Origin of the sequence: Streptomyces spinoverrucosus (assembly GCF_006539505.1) — a bacterium.
Taxonomy (GTDB): Bacteria; Actinomycetota; Actinomycetes; order Streptomycetales; family Streptomycetaceae; genus Streptomyces; species Streptomyces spinoverrucosus.
This window is the reverse complement of the sequence record NZ_BJND01000026.1, coordinates 97,735-112,184: the sequence shown is the minus strand read 5'-3', so window position 1 is coordinate 112,184 and position 14,450 is coordinate 97,735. Positions and strand designations below refer to the sequence as shown.

The following is a 14,450-nucleotide window of genomic DNA, read 5'->3' as shown; positions in this document are numbered from 1 at the left end:
GATGCGTCGGACGGAACGGGAGGCAGGGCATGTTCACTGTGGTGAGCGCGGGCAGACTGGACGGGGATTACAGCCATGAGATATCCGAGATCTTCGCCGACTTCGACGCGGCCGTCGCATCTGGGACATCCGGTCTGAAGCGTCGGCAGCTGTACACCTACTACGACGTTTTCATCCATATTCAGGACTTCACCGGGGAGAACGCCGACGCGGCGGCAGAGGAAGCGGCGCAGGAATTCCGGGTCGCTGAACTCCACGAGCGGCTCGCCCCGTTGGTCAAGAACTACGACCCGACCATGACCGACGACCGTGCCGTCGCCTTCTACCACTGGGAGGGCGAACCGCCGGTGGAAAAGGAGACCGGCCTCCACAGCACGGTGATCGTGAACCGGGTCGCCGACGAGGTCATCCCCGAGGTGGCCCGGCTCTTCGGCGAACTGGACGCCACCGACTTTCCGTACCGGATGGGCACCCGGCGCCGGCAACTGTTCTCGTACCAGGGCGTCTACTTCCACATCCAGGACTTCCCGAGCGAGAACGGCACGGCCGTCATCGACCAGGCGTGGAAGGAGGCCGACCGGCGCTTCGTGAAGATCTGCGCGGACCTGGACCCGTTGGTGAAGAAGTACGCCCCGGAGCGCTGGCGCTCCACGGCCGACCAGATCGCCACCCGCTTCTACCACTGGGAGGCGGCGGAGTGACCGCGCGACGAGTCGTCATCACCGGCGTCGAGGTCATCGCCCCCGGCGGGGTCGGCGCCCGGAAGTTCTGGGAACTGCTGACCGAGGGACGCACCGCGACCCGGGGCATCACCTTCTTCGACCCCTCCCCCTTCCGCTCCCGCGTGGCCGCCGAGGTCGACTTCGACCCCTACGTGCACGGCCTGACCCCGCAGGAGGTCCGGCGGATGGACCGGGCCGCCCAGTTCGCGGTGGTCGCCGCGCGCGGCGCCGTCGCCGACAGCGGCCTGGCCCTCGACGCGCTCGACCCCTACCGGATCGGCGTCACCGTCGGTACCGCCGTCGGCTCGACCATGAGCCTCGACGAGGACTACCGGATGGTCAGCGACGACGGCCGCCTCGACCTGGTCGACCACACCCGCGCCGACCCGCACTTCTACAACTACTTCGTGCCGAGCTCCTTCGCGGCAGAGGTCGCCCGCACGGTCGGCGCGCAGGGACCGAGCAGCGTCGTGTCGGCGGGCTGCACCTCCGGGCTCGACTCGGTCGGCTACGCAGCCGAGCTGATCCGCGAGGGCACGGCCGACGTCGTGGTCGCCGGCGCCACCGATGCACCGATCTCGCCGATTACCCTCGCCTGCTTCGATGCCATCAAGGCCACCACCCCACGCAACGACGAGCCGGAGCGCGCCTCCAGGCCCTTCGACGGCACCCGCAACGGGTTCGTGCTCGGCGAGGGCGCCGCGGTGTTCGTCCTCGAGGAACTCGAGAGCGCGCGGCGCCGGGGCGCCCGTGTCTACGCGGAGATCGCGGGATACGCGACCCGGAGCAACGCGTACCACATGACGGGGCTGCGCGCGGACGGCGCGGAGATGGCCGAGGCGATCACCGTCGCCCTCGACGAGGCCCGGATGCACCCCACGGACATCGACTACATCAACGCGCACGGCTCGGGGACCAAGCAGAACGACCGCCACGAGACCGCCGCGTTCAAGCGCAGCCTGGGCGACCACGCGTACCGCACACCGGTGAGCTCCATCAAGTCCATGGTGGGGCACTCGCTGGGCGCGATCGGATCCATCGAGATCGCCGCGTCGATCCTCGCGATCCAGAACAACGTCGTACCGCCCACTGCGAATCTGCACACTCCCGACCCCGAGTGCGACCTGGACTACGTGCCGCTCACCGCCCGCGATCAGCTCATCGACGCCGTCCTCACGGTCGGCAGCGGCTTCGGCGGGTTCCAGAGCGCCATGGTGCTGGCCCAGCCTGAAAGGAGTGCGGCGTGACGGCCTCAGTTGTGGTGACCGGTCTGGGCGTGGCGGCGCCCAACGGGCTCGGCGAGCAGGACTTCTGGAACGCCACTCTCGCCGGCAAGAGCGGCATCGGCCCGCTCACCCATTTCGACGCCTCCGGGTACCCGGCGCGGCTCGCCGGTGAGATCAGCGACTTCACGGCCGAGGGGCAACTGCCCAGCCGGCTGATGCCGCAGACCGACCGGGTCACCCGGCTCTCCCTCGTCGTGGCGGACTGGGCGCTCGCCGACGCCGGTGTGCGGCCGGCCGAACTGCCCGAGTTCAGCATGGGCGTGAGCACCGCGAGTTCGGCGGGCGGGTTCGCGTTCAGCCAGCAGGAGCTGAAGAACCTGTGGAGCAAAGGCAGCCAGTACGTCAGCGCGTACCAGTCGTTCGCCTGGTTCTACGCGGTCAACACCGGCCAGATCTCCATCCGCAACGGCATGAAGGGCCCCAGCGGAGTGGTCGTCACGGACCAGGCCGGCGGGCTGGACGCGGTGGCCCAGGCACGGCGCCAGATCCGCAAGGGCACCTCCCTCGTCGTCGCCGGCGCCGTGGACGCGCTGCTGTGCTCCTGGGGGTGGGTGGGACTGCACACCAGCGGCCGCCTCAGCACGGCCGAGGAGCCGACCCGCGCCTACCTGCCCTTCGATGACCGGGCCGTCGGCCATGTGGCCGGTGAGGGCGGCGCCCTGCTCATCATGGAGTCGGGTGACTCCGCGAGGGCCCGCGGCGCCGAGGTGTACGGCGAGATCGCCGGGTACGCCGCCACCTTCGACGGACGCGAACCCGGCCTGCGCAAGGCCGTGGAGCTCGCCCTCGCGGATGCAGGCGTGACCGCCGCCGACGTGGACGTGGTCTTCGCCGACGCGGCGGCCGAGCCGGAGCTCGACCGCGTCGAGGCCGAGGCGATCGTCGAGGTCTTCGGACCGCACGGCGTACCGGTCACCGCGCCGAAGACGATGACGGGACGGCTGTACGCCGGGGGCGCGGCGCTCGATCTCGCCACAGCCTTCCTCGCCCTGCGCGAGGACACGATCCCGCCGACGGTCCACACCGAGCCGGCCGAACGCTACGGCCTCGACCTGGTCGTCTCCCAGCCGCGCGCGGCCCGCCTGCGCACCGCGCTCGTCCTCGCCCGGGGCCACGGCGGCTTCAACTCGGCCATGGTCGTGCGCTCCTGAGCGCCGCCCCAATCCCTCCCCCGCCCCCAGAAAGCCGTATCAGGAACAAGCAGAAACAAGAAGGAAGGCTCCCCATGTCCCGCACCTTCACGCTCGACGACCTCAAGCGGATCCTCCTCGAAGGCTCCGGCGCCCCTGAGGGCACCGGCCTCGAAGGGGACATCATCGACACCGACTTCGCCGACATCGGCTACGACTCGCTCGCCCTGCTGGAGACCGCCAGCCGCGTCGAGCGCGAGTACGGCATCGAGCTGGACGAGACCGTCGTGGGCGAGGCGAGCACTCCCCGCGCCCTCCTCGACGCCGTCTCCGCCCACCTGCTCGACCAGGCCGCCTGAGCACGCCACCGCAGAGCGACGACTCAGTGCGACATCACCGTGAAAAACCGCAGGGAAAGAGGGGAAATGACTGAGCAGAAGAGCCGGGTCGTCCTGGTGACGGGTGCCACCAGCGGCATAGGTCTGGCCGTCACCCGGCTGCTGGCCGGGCAGGGGCACCGGGTGTTCATCGGGTCCCGCACCGAGGACAAGGTCGTCACAACCGTCAAGCAGCTCCAGGAGGAGCAGCTCGACGTGGACGGCGTCGTCCTGGACGTTCGATCCCTGGACTCGATCCGCGGATTCGTCCAGGCGGCCGTCGAGCGGTTCGGCACGGTCGACGTGCTCGTCAACAACGCGGGGATCCCCGGCGGCGGAGTCACAGCCGACATCTCCGACGAGCTGTGGGACGACATCATCGACACCAACCTCAACAGCGTGTTCCGCATGACCCGCGAGGTGCTGACCACGGGCGGACTGCGGCACAAGGACTGGGGGCGCATCATCAACATCGCCTCCACGGCCGGCAAGCAGGGCGTCGTCCTGGGCGCCCCGTACTCCGCCTCCAAGCACGGCGTCGTCGGCTTCACGAAGGCGCTGGGCAACGAACTGGCTCCCACCGGCATCACGGTCAATGCCGTCTGCCCGGGCTATGTCGAGACCCCGATGGCCGAGCACGTACGGCGGAACTACTCCCGCCTGTCCGGTGCCTCGGAGGCGGCGATCCTGGAAAAGTTCCAGGCCAAGATCCCGCTGGGCCGCTACTCCACCGCCGAGGAAGTGGCAGGCCTGGTCGGCTACTTGATGACGGACACGGCGGCGTCCATCACCGCCCAGGCCCTGAACGTCTGCGGCGGCCTTGGCAACTTCTGACCATCCACCGAGCGCGAAGGAGTACACCATGCCGTCGGAGCTGCGCGAGTCCCGTCACGAGATCAAGATCTCCGCCCCCGCCGAAACCGTCTACCGCATGCTCGCGCATGTCGAGGACTGGCCCCGGCTCTTCCCTCCGAACATCTACGTCGACCATGTGGAGCGCGGCGAACGCGAGGAGCGCATCCGCATCTGGGCCACGGCCGGCGACACCGTGAAGAACTGGACGTCCCACCGGACCCTCGACCCGGAGAACCTCCGCATCCGGTTCCGGCAGGAGGTCAGCATGCCCCCGGTGGCCGCGATGGGCGGCACCTGGCACATCGAGGCGCTCCCCTCCGGCGACACGCTGGTGCGCCTCGACCACGACTACCGGGCGGTCGACGACGAGAACCTCACCCGGCTCGACGAGGTCGTGGACCGCAACTCCCGCTCCGAGCTGGAGTCGCTGAAGGCCACAGCCGAATCCGACGGCAGCACCGACGCGCTGACCTGCTCCTTCGAGGACACGGTCACGATCAGGGGCACCGCCCGGGACGTGTACGACTTCATCGACCGGGCGGACCTGTGGACCGATCGTCTGCCGCACGTCCTCGCGGTGCGGCTGGAGGAGCCGGCGCCGGGGCTGCAGACGCTCGAGATGGACACCCTGTCCAAGGACGGCACCTCACACACCACGAAGTCGTACCGCGTGTGCCTGCCGCACCACCGGATCGCCTACAAGCAGGTCACCCTGCCGGCCCTCATCACGCTGCACACCGGCCGCTGGACCATCACGCCGACCGAGGACGGCGTCACGGCCTCCTCGCAGCACACGTTCACGGTCAACACCGAGAACATCGCGAAAATCCTGGGAACGGACGCGACCGTGCAGAACGCGATCGACTACGTCCGCACGGCGCTCAGCACCAACAGCATGGCGACCCTCGGCCTTGCCAAGGCGTTCGCCGAGGAGCGCGCCGGGGGCGACCGTCCATGACGGTGGCACAGCCGGCCGCCACGGCGGGAGCGCGCGGCATCACCCTCGACGCGGACGGCATCACCCTGTCCGCGTTGCTCGCCCTCCCGTCACAGGCTCCGTGCAGGGCGACGGTCGTCGCCCTGCACGGAGCCGGGATGAGCTCCTCGTACTTCCACGGACCGTCCCACCCCGACACGTCGTTCCTCGACCTCGCGACGAGCCTCGGGTTCGCGGCCGTGGCCGTGGACCGCCCGGGCTACGGCCTGTCGGCCCGGCAGCTGCCCCAGGGGCAGGGGATCGCGGAGCAGGCGGCGACGCTCAGCGCGGCCCTGCGCTTCCTGTCGGCGCGGTTCGACACGGGCAGCGGCGTCTTCCTCCTCGCCCACTCCTTCGGCGGCAAGCCGGCGCTGCGGATCGCCGCGGACGGCATGGTGCCGGATCTGCTCGGCCTCGACGTCTCCGGCTGCGGCGGCGAGTACGCAGTGCCCCTCAGTGCCCCGGACACGCGCGGGCGACAGAGCTGGCGGCTCAATTGGGGGCCGCTGCGGCTGTATCCGCCGGGGACGTTCCGGGCCAGCGGCACCGTGGTCGCCTCGGTTCCGCCGCGCGAGCTCGCGGACGCCGTCCGCTGGCCGGAGGAGTTCGCCGAGTTCGCCGGGCGGATCCGGGTGCCGGTCCGGTTCACCTTCGCCGAGCACGAGGCCTGGTGGCAGCACGACCAGCAGGCGGTCGCCCGGCTGCGGTCACGGCTGAGCTCGGCGCCCCGCGTAGTGACGGACCATCAGCCCGACGCCGGCCACAACATCAGCCTCGGCTGGACGGCCCGCGCCTACCACCTCAGGGCGCTCGGCTTCGTCGAGGAGTGCCTGCGGTGGCGGGAGTCGGAACACAGACCCCCGATTGCACCAGCGACCCGATCACACCCACGCTAGGAAAGCAGGACCGGACATGACCCAGGACATCGTCGGTGTGTGGCACCTGGACGCCTTCCACGACGTGGACGAGGCCGGGCGGCCCGTGGGAGAGGGCCCGCTGGGACCGTCCCCGTCGGGCATGCTGATCTACACGCCCGACGGCCACGTCTCGGTGAGCATGATGCCCACCGCACCGGCTACGGCACCGGGCCCCTCGTACATGGGATACGCGGGCGAGTGGCGAGTGCGGGACGGAAAGGTTGTGCACCACATCCGGATCTCGTCACGCCCCGACTGGATCGGCATCGAGCAGTCACGGGACGCCGAACTCCACGGAGACGTCCTCACCGTCCGCGCCACCCGGGAGGTGGACGCGCGTCCGCAGCGGCGCGTCCTCGTGTGGCGCAGGGCCGAGCGGTCCGGGGGTGCACGATGAGCGCTCTGATGGACACGATCGTCGGGATGGCCGAGGACGCAGACCACCCGCTGCTGGTGGCCCTGAGCATCTTCGCGCCCGGAGCGGTGCGCACCGCGGCCACCGGTCCGCAGGAGGAGTCGACGGAGGGTCGCAGCGCCGCAGCGGTGGCCGCCCACCTCGGACGGCTGGGCCTGGGGGACGCATGACGCCGGTCGCCGCCGCCTCGCCGCGCGTGCTGCTCCTCGCGCACGATCTGCGCTCCCCGGGCACCGAGGAGCTCGCACGCACGGTGTTCGAGGTGCTGGTGCCGACCGAACGGGAGCGGATCCTGCGCAAGCGGCTGGCCGCGGACCGGACCCGCTCGCTGATCGGGCGGTGGCTGGCGCGCCGGGCGGCCGCATCGATCGTCGGCACTCCATGGACGACCCTGCGCACCGGGCAGCACCCCGGCGGGCAGCCGTACGTGGTGGGCAGGCCGCAGTTGTCGCTGAGCATCGCGCACAGCGGTCGGTACGCACTGGCGGCCGTGGCCCTCGGGGCCCGGGTCGGGGTCGACACGGAGCAGGTGGCGCGCGTGGCCCGGCTGCCCGACGACGCCTTCCTCGGCCCCGGCGAGCGGGCGGCCTTGTACGCCGTGCCGCGGGACGCGGAACGCCGGGCGGCCATGTGGGTGCTGAAGGAAGCGGCGGCCAAACTGACCGGCCAGGGCCTGCGCGCCGGCCTACGGAACATCGGGTTCGAGTGCCGGGGTGCCCACTTCCCGCTCGCCGCGCGCACCCCTTACGCCGCGGCGGAGTTCAGAGCCTTCCGGCTCCCTGGCGGATACGTCGCCGCGGTGGGCTTGTCCGCGGGCAAACCGCCCCGGGAACCGGTGTTCGTAACCCCCGTTCGTGAGACAGCCCTGAAGACAGGATGGACGGACCGCCTTCATGAATGATCCCGTGCAGCAGAACAGCATCGGCAGAGCCGACGACCACCTCGTGGCACCCGAGCGGGCGCCCCGCGGCGACGAGGGCCGGGACGACTACGACGAGGAGGCGGAGGAGCACATCTGGCGCAGCGTCAACTGACCGTTTGGCACATCCGGGTCTACAGCAGGAACGGCCCCAGACAGCGGGGGCGGGCCATGCCCGGGAGACGCGGATCGCGAGCTCGCCGCAGCGTGAGGACAGCGCCGTCGCTCAGCCCGGTGTCACCAAGCGGGCCTCGTAGGCGAACACCGCCGCCTGTGTGCGGTCCCTGAGGCCCAGTTTCACCAGGATGCGACTGACGTGGGTTTTGATCGTCGACTCGGCCACGACCAGGCGCCCGGCTATCTCCGAGTTCGACAGGCCCTGGGCGATCAGGACCAGTACCTCCGTCTCCCGTTCGGTGAGGTCTCCGTATGCCGCCTGGGCGGTGGCCGGGATGCCCGGGGACTCGGAGAGCTTCGAGAACTCCGTGATCAGGCGCTTGGTGACCGACGGGGCCAGCAGGGCCTCGCCGGACGCCACCACCCGGACCCCGTCGGCGAGCTGCCGCGCCGAGGCGTCCTTGAGGAGGAAGCCGGAGGCTCCCGCACGCAGTGCCTGGTACACGTACTCGTCGAGGTCGAAGGTGGTCAGCACCAGCACCTTCGCCGTGCCGTCCGCGGCGATGATCTCGCGGGTCGCCTCGATGCCGTTGAGCTCGGGCATCCGGATGTCCATCAGGACGACGTCCGGGGCCAGTTCGCGGACCTTGTCGACCGCCTCCCGGCCGTTGACCGCCTCGCCGACCACCTCGATGTCCGGCATCGCGTTCAGCAGGACCGAGAAGCCCTCGCGGACCATCATCTGATCGTCCGCGATCAGGACGCGGATGGTCATGCCTCACCTTCGCTCACCGTGGCGACCGGCAGGAACACCGCCACCTCGTAGCCGCCCTCGTCCGTGGGGCCCGCCGTCATCTCGCCGTTCAGCATCGAGACGCGTTCGCGCATCCCGGTGACGCCGTGCCCGGCGCCGGGCGAGGGCTTCACCAGGGCCGGGTGCGGCGGCGGGCCGTTGACTATGCGCAGGCCCAGGCCGCCGAGGACATAGCCGATCTCGACGCGGGCGTTCGCGCCGGGTGCGTGCCGCAGGGTGTTGCTCAGCGCTTCCTGGACTATGCGGTAGGCCGAGAGCTCCACGCCCTGCGGGAGTTCCCGCACCGCTCCGGTCACCGTCTTGTCGACCGTCAGGCCCGCGTCGCGCACGTTGGCGAGCAGCGCGTCCAGGTCGGCGAGCGTGGGCTGCGGGGCCTCGGGCGCCTCGTAGTCCTCGGCGCGCACGACGCCCAGGACGCGGCGGAGCTCGGTGAGGGCCGCGACCGCGTTCTCCCGGATGGTGGCGAAGGCGCGCTCCAGCTCCGGCGGCGGGTTCTCCACCCGGTAGGGCGCGGCCTCCGCCTGGATGGCGACCACCGACATGTGGTGGGCGACGACGTCGTGCAGCTCGCGGGCGATCGTCGTGCGCTCCTCCAGCAGCGTGCGGCGGGAACGCTCGTGCTCGGTGACCGTCTGCTGGGCGGTCACCTCCTGCCTGGCCTCCCGGCGTATGTGCAGCACGGCGAGGAACAGCAGGATGATCGCCGACAGGATCAGCATCGGGCCGGTGTTGGTGTCGTAGTAGCCCGTGCTGAGGAGGGTGTCCGCGAGGAGCCCGTAGGCCAGGGTCAGCACCCACATCCACGCGGCCGTACGAGGCCGGGTGCGCACGGCGACGACCGTCAGCACCGTCAGGTGCGTCACGAAGCTGCCGGGGGGCCACGGCCATGGCTCGTACCCGCTGTAGAACATGCCGGAGAGCGGGGCCGCGGCCAGGGAGACCCAGAAGGCGCCGACCGGGCGGACGAGGGTCAGCAGGACCGGGGCCAGCGCGAGGAGGCCGACGAACAGGTTGAGGGCCTCGCCGCGGCTCGTCTCGTACCCGACGAGCATGGCCATCAGGCCCGCCGACGCCACCACCGCGTGCGGCGTCCACGCCGCGTACTGCCGCAGTCGGCCCTTCAGCCGGCGGGTTATGGGGCCGTCGACGCTCATGCGGGGCAGCGGGCGGTAGGCGAAGGCGTCGTGGAGCAGGTCCTGGCGCAGGCCCCGCAGGGCGTCCAGGGCCAGCCGGAACTCGGGGCTGCGCGCCGCGGCACCGCCCGGCGGTGTCGTAGGCCTCTGCGTCTGGGTCGTCTCGGTCACGTTCAAAACCGTACGGCCGAGTGGGGGTCCAGGTCGTCACCAGTGAGAGGGGTCATACGGGGTCCCTCTCAGGTACTACGGGTCCGCCCCTACTACGGGTCCGCCCCCACCTCCCTCAGTAGCCCGAGGGCCGGACCAGGCCCGACTCGTACGCGAAGACCGCCGCCTGCGTGCGGTCGCGGAGGCCCAGCTTGACCAGGATGCGGCCGACGTGAGTCTTCACCGTCTGCTCCGCCACCACCAGGTGCTGGGCGATCTCCGCGTTCGACAGGCCCCGCGCGATGAGGGCGAGCACCTCCGTCTCCCGTTCGGTCAGATCACCGACGCGCTCCTTGAGCGGGGCACGGGGCGAACCGTCCAGCCGGGAGAACTCGGCGATCAGCCGCCGTGTGATGCCCGGCGCGAGCAACGCGTCGCCGGCCGCCACCACCCGGACCGCCTCGGCCAGCTGGTCCGCGGATGCGTCCTTCAGCAGGAACCCGGACGCGCCCGCGCGCAGCGCCTCGTACACGTACTCGTCGAGATCGAAGGTCGTCAGGACCAGCACCTTGATCTGCGGGGTGGCGGTGGTGATGCGGCGGGTGGCCTCGATGCCGCCGAGTTCGGGCATGCGGATGTCCATGAGGACGACGTCCGGTGCCAGTTCGGCGACCTTGGCCACGGCGTCCAGGCCGTCGACCGCCTGGCCGATCACGTCGATGTCCGGCTGGGTGTTGAGCAGCACGGTGAAGCCCTGCCGGACCATCTGCTGGTCGTCGGCGATGAGTACACGGATGGTGCCGCTCGTCATGGGGATTCTTCTCCTGCCGGGTTCGGGGGTTGCAGGGTTACGTGGTCTGGGGCGTCGGGCGGGGGGAAGTGCAGCTCCGGAGCCGGGAGCCGAGGGTCGGTGGTCGGCCTGCGGGGCCCGTCCGGGTGTGGGCGGCCGTCCCTGGGGAGGAAGGCCGAGACCGCGAAGCCGCCGTGCAGGGTTCTGGTCGCCGTGAGGTGACCGCCGAGCATTGTCGCGCGTTCGCGCATGCCGAGCAGGCCGTGTCCCGCGCCCGGGGAGGGCTGGACCGGGTGTTCCGGGCGGGAATTGATGACGCTCAGGTAGAGGCCTTCGGGGAAGTGGGTGATCTCGACGCGGACGGTGGAGCCGGGTGCGTGCCGCAGGGCGTTGCTCAGCCCCTCCTGGACGATGCGGTACGCCGACAGCTCCACGCCCGGCGAGTACGGCCGGCTCGGCTCGCCCCGGATCTCGGTGACGACGTCCAGTCCGGCGGCCCGGGTGTTGTCGATCAGGGCGTCGAGACGGTCGAGCGTGGGCTGCGGAGCGTCCGGGGCGGTGCCGGTGCCGGCCTCGCCCAGGCCGTACGGGTCGTCGGGGTCCTCAGGATGCTCCGAGCGCAGCACGCCGAGGACGCGGCGCAGCTCGGTGAGGGCCTCCAGGGCGTTCTTGCGGATGCCGTCGAGGTTCTCCTTCAGTTCCTCCGACGGGTTCTCCACCAGGTGCGGGGCGACCTGGGCCTGGATGGAGATCACCGACATGTGGTGGGCGACGACGTCGTGCAGCTCGCGCGCGATGCGGCTGCGTTCCTCCAGCAGGGTGCGGCGGGAGCGTTCCTCGGCGGTGATCGTCTCCTGCTGGACGAGCCGGGTACGGGCCTCCGCGCGGCCCCGGAAGGCGGTGCCGATGAGGACGGCCACGGCGAAGATGGCGACCGCCGTCACCCCTGTCGACTCGTACTGCCCTCCGCCGATGATCCCCTGCACGACGAAGGTCGCCAGGCCGGTCGCCATCAGGGCGGCGATGGCCGTGCGCGTGGGCAGTCGCAGGGCGACGAAGAGGAAGACGGCGGCGTGCGCGAGGATCTCCGGTGCGCTCCACGGCCAGTCGGGGCCTGGTTGGGCGTCCGGAAGCCTGGCGCGGACGATCAAGGCCGTCACGACCGCGCCGGACAATGACAGGGCCCAGGCGCGGCCCGGCCGGCGCAGGGCGAGGACCACTGCCACGCCCTGGACGAAGCCGGCCAGCAGTCCCTGCGGGGTGCTGAGTCCGTAGTCGTTACTCATGTCGCTGCCGCCGCCGAGGAAGATGCCAAGGGCGAGCCAGCCCACCAGGAGGTAGGTCAGCCAGCGCAGCCAGCGGTATTTGGACAGGGGTGGGGAGAGACGGGACGGGGCTGTGCCGAGGGCTTTGCGGAGGCGGTGGGAGCGGGTGGGGCGGGAGGAGGCTTCGGGGTCGGCGGCGGGCGGGACATCCGAGGGCTGAGCACCGGTGGCGGGTGCGGGACCTCGCGGGTCTCGGGCCTCTCCTCCTCTGCCGGTCATGGCATCAACCCTAGGCACGCGGGGTCTCCTTCGTTGGCAGTCGGGTGGGCGCTGAGTGGACGTGGATCACTCGGGAACGGCGGGCGGTGGTGCGGCGCGGGGCCTGCTCGTAGGAGCGGAAGGCCGCCCAGCAGATCGCGAGGGCGACGGCGAAGACCGGAAGCCAGGTGAGCCGCGCCGCTATCCAGGCCGGGTCGTCGGGGTGGGTGTGCAGGCCGGGCAGTCGGCCCGCGAGCAGGCCGGTGGCTGTGGTGACCATCAGGGCCGTTTGGTGCCAGAGGAATATCGTCATCGCGGAGAGGTTGAGCAGGGCGACCGCCGCCCAGGCCGGGGGCCGGCGCATCGCCCGGCGCAGCGGCCCGCGCAGCAGCAGGGCGAGGCCGCACTGGGCCAGGCCGAAGGTGACGGCGGCCAGGGTCGGCGGGTTGAGGTTGGAGACCGCGGCGCCGGGCACGCCGACCATCGACGCCGGATACCCGGCCCAGGCCACCAGGCCTGCCGTCGCCGCCGCCCCGCCGGTGAGCAGGACCCACCCGGCGCGGCGGTGCTCCAGCTCACTCCGGGTCCAGGCCGCGCCCAGGGTGTACGGCACCAGCCAGCCCGCGGCCACGTTCACCCAGCCGAGCCAGGACGGTCCGCCGAGGCCGAAGCGCACGAGGTCCACGTGGAGGACGACGGCCAGCGGCCACAGCGGGTTGACCCGCGTCAGCAACGGCGTCGCCGCCGTCAGCCCGGCGAACACCAGCAGGAACCACAGCGGCGACAGGGCGAGCTTGACCAGCGTGCGGACCGTCGTGAACTCCGCGCCCGTGAGCAGCAGCGCGGCCGTCGCCACCGCCCACAGCGCCAGGACGGCCGCCACCGGCGCGAAGAGCCGGGCCAGGCGCGTGATCAGCCAGCGGCGGTACGTCGTGCCGCGCGCCTGCGCCGAGGCATAGCTCCTGGTCGCCACATGACCACCGACCAGGAAGAACACCGCGAGCGTCTGGAAGATCCAGGAGATCGGGGCCAGCCATGGCATGTGCTGAAGCGGGCTGGACGCGCGCAGGGTGCCGCCGTCCGCCACCAGGGCGGTCACCAGCCAGTGGCCCAGCACCACGCCGAGGATCGCGAGGGCGCGCAGGGCGTCGACCGCGCGATCCCGTTCCGGGGGTGTGGCCGCGTCGATACGGGCGGCGGATTTCCGGACGTACCGGATGGTCCGGTCGCGTATGTCCTGTACGTCGCGTAGGTCGCGTACGTCACGCACGGGTCACCTCCGAGGTGTCGCCGAGGACGATCCGGGCGAGGTTGGCCAGGGAGACCGAGCCCGGAGTGAAGTAGTCGCTGTGGCCGCCGTCCCCGGCCGCGAAGACGCGGGCGCCGAAGACCGGTGACACCGGGTCGGTGCCGAAGCCGACGGTGATGCCGAAGAGGTCGGCGCTGACGTGCGGCACCTCCGCGATCCAGTCGTCGCCGCCGCGAGCCGCCCAGACGCGGGCGGACGTGTGCAGCGCCGCCGCAGAGTCCACGCCCGTGCCGGGGCTGCCGACCAGCGCGATGTCGTCGACGCCGGGTCCGGAGGCGGCGCGGGCGCACACGACAGTGCCGTAGGAGTGGCAGAGCAGCGTGACGTGGGCCTGGCGGGCGGTGATGCCGTGCAGCTGTCGTATGAACTCGCGCAGCTTCGGCGCGGCTTGGTCGGCGCGGGTGGGGGTCAGGACCGTCGTGCTGATCGTGGCCGGGGTCTCGTAGCCCAGCCAGGCGACGACCGCCGGGCGGGTGCCGTTCGGGGCGTGCCGGACCAGCTGGGCGTACAGGGCCGTGGCCGTCGCGCGGAAGCGGGCGTACGTGTCGAGGGTGGTGTCGGAGCCGGGGACCAGGACCGCTATGCGGTCGGCGTGGGCCAGATCGCCGAACACCTCGGTCACCCGGCCGGAACCACGGCCGTCGAAGGCGAGGAGGGTGCGGGACGGGCCGGCCAGGGCGCGGTCCACGGCGGCACGGCCACGGTCCCCGTGCGCCTCGGCCATACGGGACGCCTCCGCGGCGTTGGCGCGGTTGGCGGCGTAGGCCTCGTCCAGGGTGGAGGCGGTGAGCGGGGCGAGTACGGCGGGGGCGGGGGCTGGGATGCCGGGGTGGGCCGCGGCGGAGAGCGGGAGTACGACGGCGGCGGTGATGAGGAGGGCGAGGAGGGAACGGCGTAGGCGCCGGGCGGTGAGGACGGCCACCTTCCTGCCCCGCGCCTCTTGCCCAGCCGCCCTTGCACGAACCCCGAACCCCAGGCCCATGGCCGTCTTCCCTCCCAGTCCGCCCGCCCATCGGG

The 14,450-nt window shown here is 71.5% G+C and carries 17 protein-coding genes; 11 read left to right on the top strand and 6 right to left on the bottom strand.

Features of this window, described 5'->3' with window-relative positions:
• The first annotated feature begins 29 nt into the window (after nucleotides 1-29).
• The 11 genes from SSP24_RS45130 (at nucleotide 30) to SSP24_RS42895 (ending at nucleotide 7,712) form a co-directional block, all read left to right on the top strand.
• Nucleotides 30-701, top strand: coding sequence for a TcmI family type II polyketide cyclase (locus SSP24_RS45130; protein WP_167529634.1), 672 nt, complete (start codon nucleotides 30-32; stop codon nucleotides 699-701).
• Complete coding sequence (locus SSP24_RS19650) at nucleotides 698-1,969, top strand: beta-ketoacyl-[acyl-carrier-protein] synthase family protein (RefSeq protein WP_141310956.1); 1,272 nt, start codon at nucleotides 698-700, stop codon at nucleotides 1,967-1,969. The genes SSP24_RS45130 and SSP24_RS19650 overlap by 4 nt, the downstream gene beginning before the upstream one ends.
• Nucleotides 1,966-3,159, top strand: coding sequence for a ketosynthase chain-length factor (locus SSP24_RS19645; protein ID WP_141310955.1), 1,194 nt, complete (start codon nucleotides 1,966-1,968; stop codon nucleotides 3,157-3,159). Before SSP24_RS19650 ends, SSP24_RS19645 begins: the two co-directional genes overlap by 4 nt.
• A 74-nt stretch (nucleotides 3,160-3,233) precedes the next feature.
• Complete coding sequence (locus tag SSP24_RS19640; protein ID WP_141310954.1) at nucleotides 3,234-3,497, top strand: acyl carrier protein; 264 nt, start codon at nucleotides 3,234-3,236, stop codon at nucleotides 3,495-3,497.
• Nucleotides 3,498-3,563: 66 nt separating this feature from the next.
• On the top strand, nucleotides 3,564-4,349 hold the full coding sequence (gene fabG / locus SSP24_RS19635) for a 3-oxoacyl-ACP reductase FabG (RefSeq protein WP_141310953.1): 786 nt from the start codon (nucleotides 3,564-3,566) through the stop codon (nucleotides 4,347-4,349).
• A 28-nt stretch (nucleotides 4,350-4,377) separates the two neighbouring features.
• Nucleotides 4,378-5,328: an aromatase/cyclase gene (locus SSP24_RS19630; protein ID WP_141310952.1), complete on the top strand. Its 951-nt coding sequence runs from the start codon at nucleotides 4,378-4,380 to the stop codon at nucleotides 5,326-5,328.
• Nucleotides 5,325-6,242 carry an alpha/beta hydrolase gene (locus tag SSP24_RS19625; RefSeq protein ID WP_141310951.1) on the top strand — a complete coding sequence of 306 codons (918 nt, stop codon included), beginning with the start codon at nucleotides 5,325-5,327 and terminating at the stop codon, nucleotides 6,240-6,242. The genes SSP24_RS19630 and SSP24_RS19625 overlap by 4 nt, the downstream gene beginning before the upstream one ends.
• A 16-nt stretch (nucleotides 6,243-6,258) precedes the next feature.
• Nucleotides 6,259-6,660, top strand: coding sequence for a lipocalin-like domain-containing protein (locus SSP24_RS19620; RefSeq protein ID WP_141310950.1), 402 nt, complete (start codon nucleotides 6,259-6,261; stop codon nucleotides 6,658-6,660).
• A gap of 8 nt (nucleotides 6,661-6,668) precedes the next feature.
• Nucleotides 6,669-6,848: a hypothetical protein gene (locus SSP24_RS19615; protein ID WP_189986317.1), complete on the top strand. Its 180-nt coding sequence runs from the start codon at nucleotides 6,669-6,671 to the stop codon at nucleotides 6,846-6,848.
• Nucleotides 6,845-7,579 carry a 4'-phosphopantetheinyl transferase family protein gene (locus SSP24_RS19610; RefSeq protein WP_141310948.1) on the top strand — a complete coding sequence of 245 codons (735 nt, stop codon included), beginning with the start codon at nucleotides 6,845-6,847 and terminating at the stop codon, nucleotides 7,577-7,579. Before SSP24_RS19615 ends, SSP24_RS19610 begins: the two co-directional genes overlap by 4 nt.
• Nucleotides 7,572-7,712: a hypothetical protein gene (locus tag SSP24_RS42895; RefSeq protein ID WP_167529633.1), complete on the top strand. Its 141-nt coding sequence runs from the start codon at nucleotides 7,572-7,574 to the stop codon at nucleotides 7,710-7,712. Before SSP24_RS19610 ends, SSP24_RS42895 begins: the two co-directional genes overlap by 8 nt.
• Before the next feature lie 111 nt (nucleotides 7,713-7,823).
• Here the strand turns inward: SSP24_RS42895 and SSP24_RS19605 are convergent, their stop codons facing one another.
• The 6 genes from SSP24_RS19605 to SSP24_RS19580 all read right to left on the bottom strand — a co-directional run bounded on the left by SSP24_RS19605 (nucleotide 7,824) and on the right by SSP24_RS19580 (nucleotide 14,355).
• A complete protein-coding gene (locus tag SSP24_RS19605) occupies nucleotides 7,824-8,489 on the bottom strand; it encodes a response regulator (protein WP_141310947.1) in 666 nt (221 codons plus the stop codon).
• Nucleotides 8,486-9,832: a sensor histidine kinase gene (locus SSP24_RS19600; protein ID WP_141310946.1), complete on the bottom strand. Its 1,347-nt coding sequence runs from the start codon at nucleotides 9,830-9,832 to the stop codon at nucleotides 8,486-8,488. The genes SSP24_RS19605 and SSP24_RS19600 overlap by 4 nt, the downstream gene beginning before the upstream one ends.
• Nucleotides 9,833-9,947: 115 nt before the next feature.
• Complete coding sequence (locus SSP24_RS19595; protein ID WP_141310945.1) at nucleotides 9,948-10,622, bottom strand: response regulator; 675 nt, start codon at nucleotides 10,620-10,622, stop codon at nucleotides 9,948-9,950.
• Nucleotides 10,619-12,145, bottom strand: coding sequence for a sensor histidine kinase (locus tag SSP24_RS19590; protein WP_141310944.1), 1,527 nt, complete (start codon nucleotides 12,143-12,145; stop codon nucleotides 10,619-10,621). Before SSP24_RS19590 ends, SSP24_RS19595 begins: the two co-directional genes overlap by 4 nt.
• 10 nt (nucleotides 12,146-12,155) lie before the next feature.
• The gene (locus SSP24_RS19585; protein ID WP_167529637.1) at nucleotides 12,156-13,358 is read right to left on the bottom strand and encodes an acyltransferase family protein; all 1,203 of its coding nucleotides are present in this window, start codon (nucleotides 13,356-13,358) and stop codon (nucleotides 12,156-12,158) included.
• A gap of 28 nt (nucleotides 13,359-13,386) precedes the next feature.
• Nucleotides 13,387-14,355 (bottom strand): alpha/beta hydrolase, encoded by a 969-nt coding sequence (locus SSP24_RS19580; protein ID WP_229865533.1) that lies wholly within the window; start codon nucleotides 14,353-14,355, stop codon nucleotides 13,387-13,389.
• Nucleotides 14,356-14,450: the final 95 nt, after the last annotated feature.

Bases quoted from the DNA above. Each gene is read 5' to 3' on its own strand.
- SSP24_RS19590 (WP_141310944.1), bottom strand. From the start codon at position 12,145: ATGACCGGCAGAGGAGGAGAGGCCCGAGACCCGCGAGGTCCCGCACCC.
- SSP24_RS19620 (WP_141310950.1), top strand. From the start codon at position 6,259: ATGACCCAGGACATCGTCGGTGTGTGGCACCTGGACGCCTTCCACGAC.
- SSP24_RS19605 (WP_141310947.1), bottom strand. From the start codon at position 8,489: ATGACCATCCGCGTCCTGATCGCGGACGATCAGATGATGGTCCGCGAG.
- SSP24_RS45130 (WP_167529634.1), top strand. From the start codon at position 30: ATGTTCACTGTGGTGAGCGCGGGCAGACTGGACGGGGATTACAGCCAT.
- SSP24_RS42895 (WP_167529633.1), top strand. From the start codon at position 7,572: ATGAATGATCCCGTGCAGCAGAACAGCATCGGCAGAGCCGACGACCAC.
- fabG (WP_141310953.1), top strand. From the start codon at position 3,564: ATGACTGAGCAGAAGAGCCGGGTCGTCCTGGTGACGGGTGCCACCAGC.
- SSP24_RS19640 (WP_141310954.1), top strand. From the start codon at position 3,234: ATGTCCCGCACCTTCACGCTCGACGACCTCAAGCGGATCCTCCTCGAA.
- SSP24_RS19610 (WP_141310948.1), top strand. From the start codon at position 6,845: ATGACGCCGGTCGCCGCCGCCTCGCCGCGCGTGCTGCTCCTCGCGCAC.
- SSP24_RS19630 (WP_141310952.1), top strand. From the start codon at position 4,378: ATGCCGTCGGAGCTGCGCGAGTCCCGTCACGAGATCAAGATCTCCGCC.
- SSP24_RS19615 (WP_189986317.1), top strand. From the start codon at position 6,669: ATGGACACGATCGTCGGGATGGCCGAGGACGCAGACCACCCGCTGCTG.
- SSP24_RS19595 (WP_141310945.1), bottom strand. From the start codon at position 10,622: ATGACGAGCGGCACCATCCGTGTACTCATCGCCGACGACCAGCAGATG.
- SSP24_RS19625 (WP_141310951.1), top strand. From the start codon at position 5,325: ATGACGGTGGCACAGCCGGCCGCCACGGCGGGAGCGCGCGGCATCACC.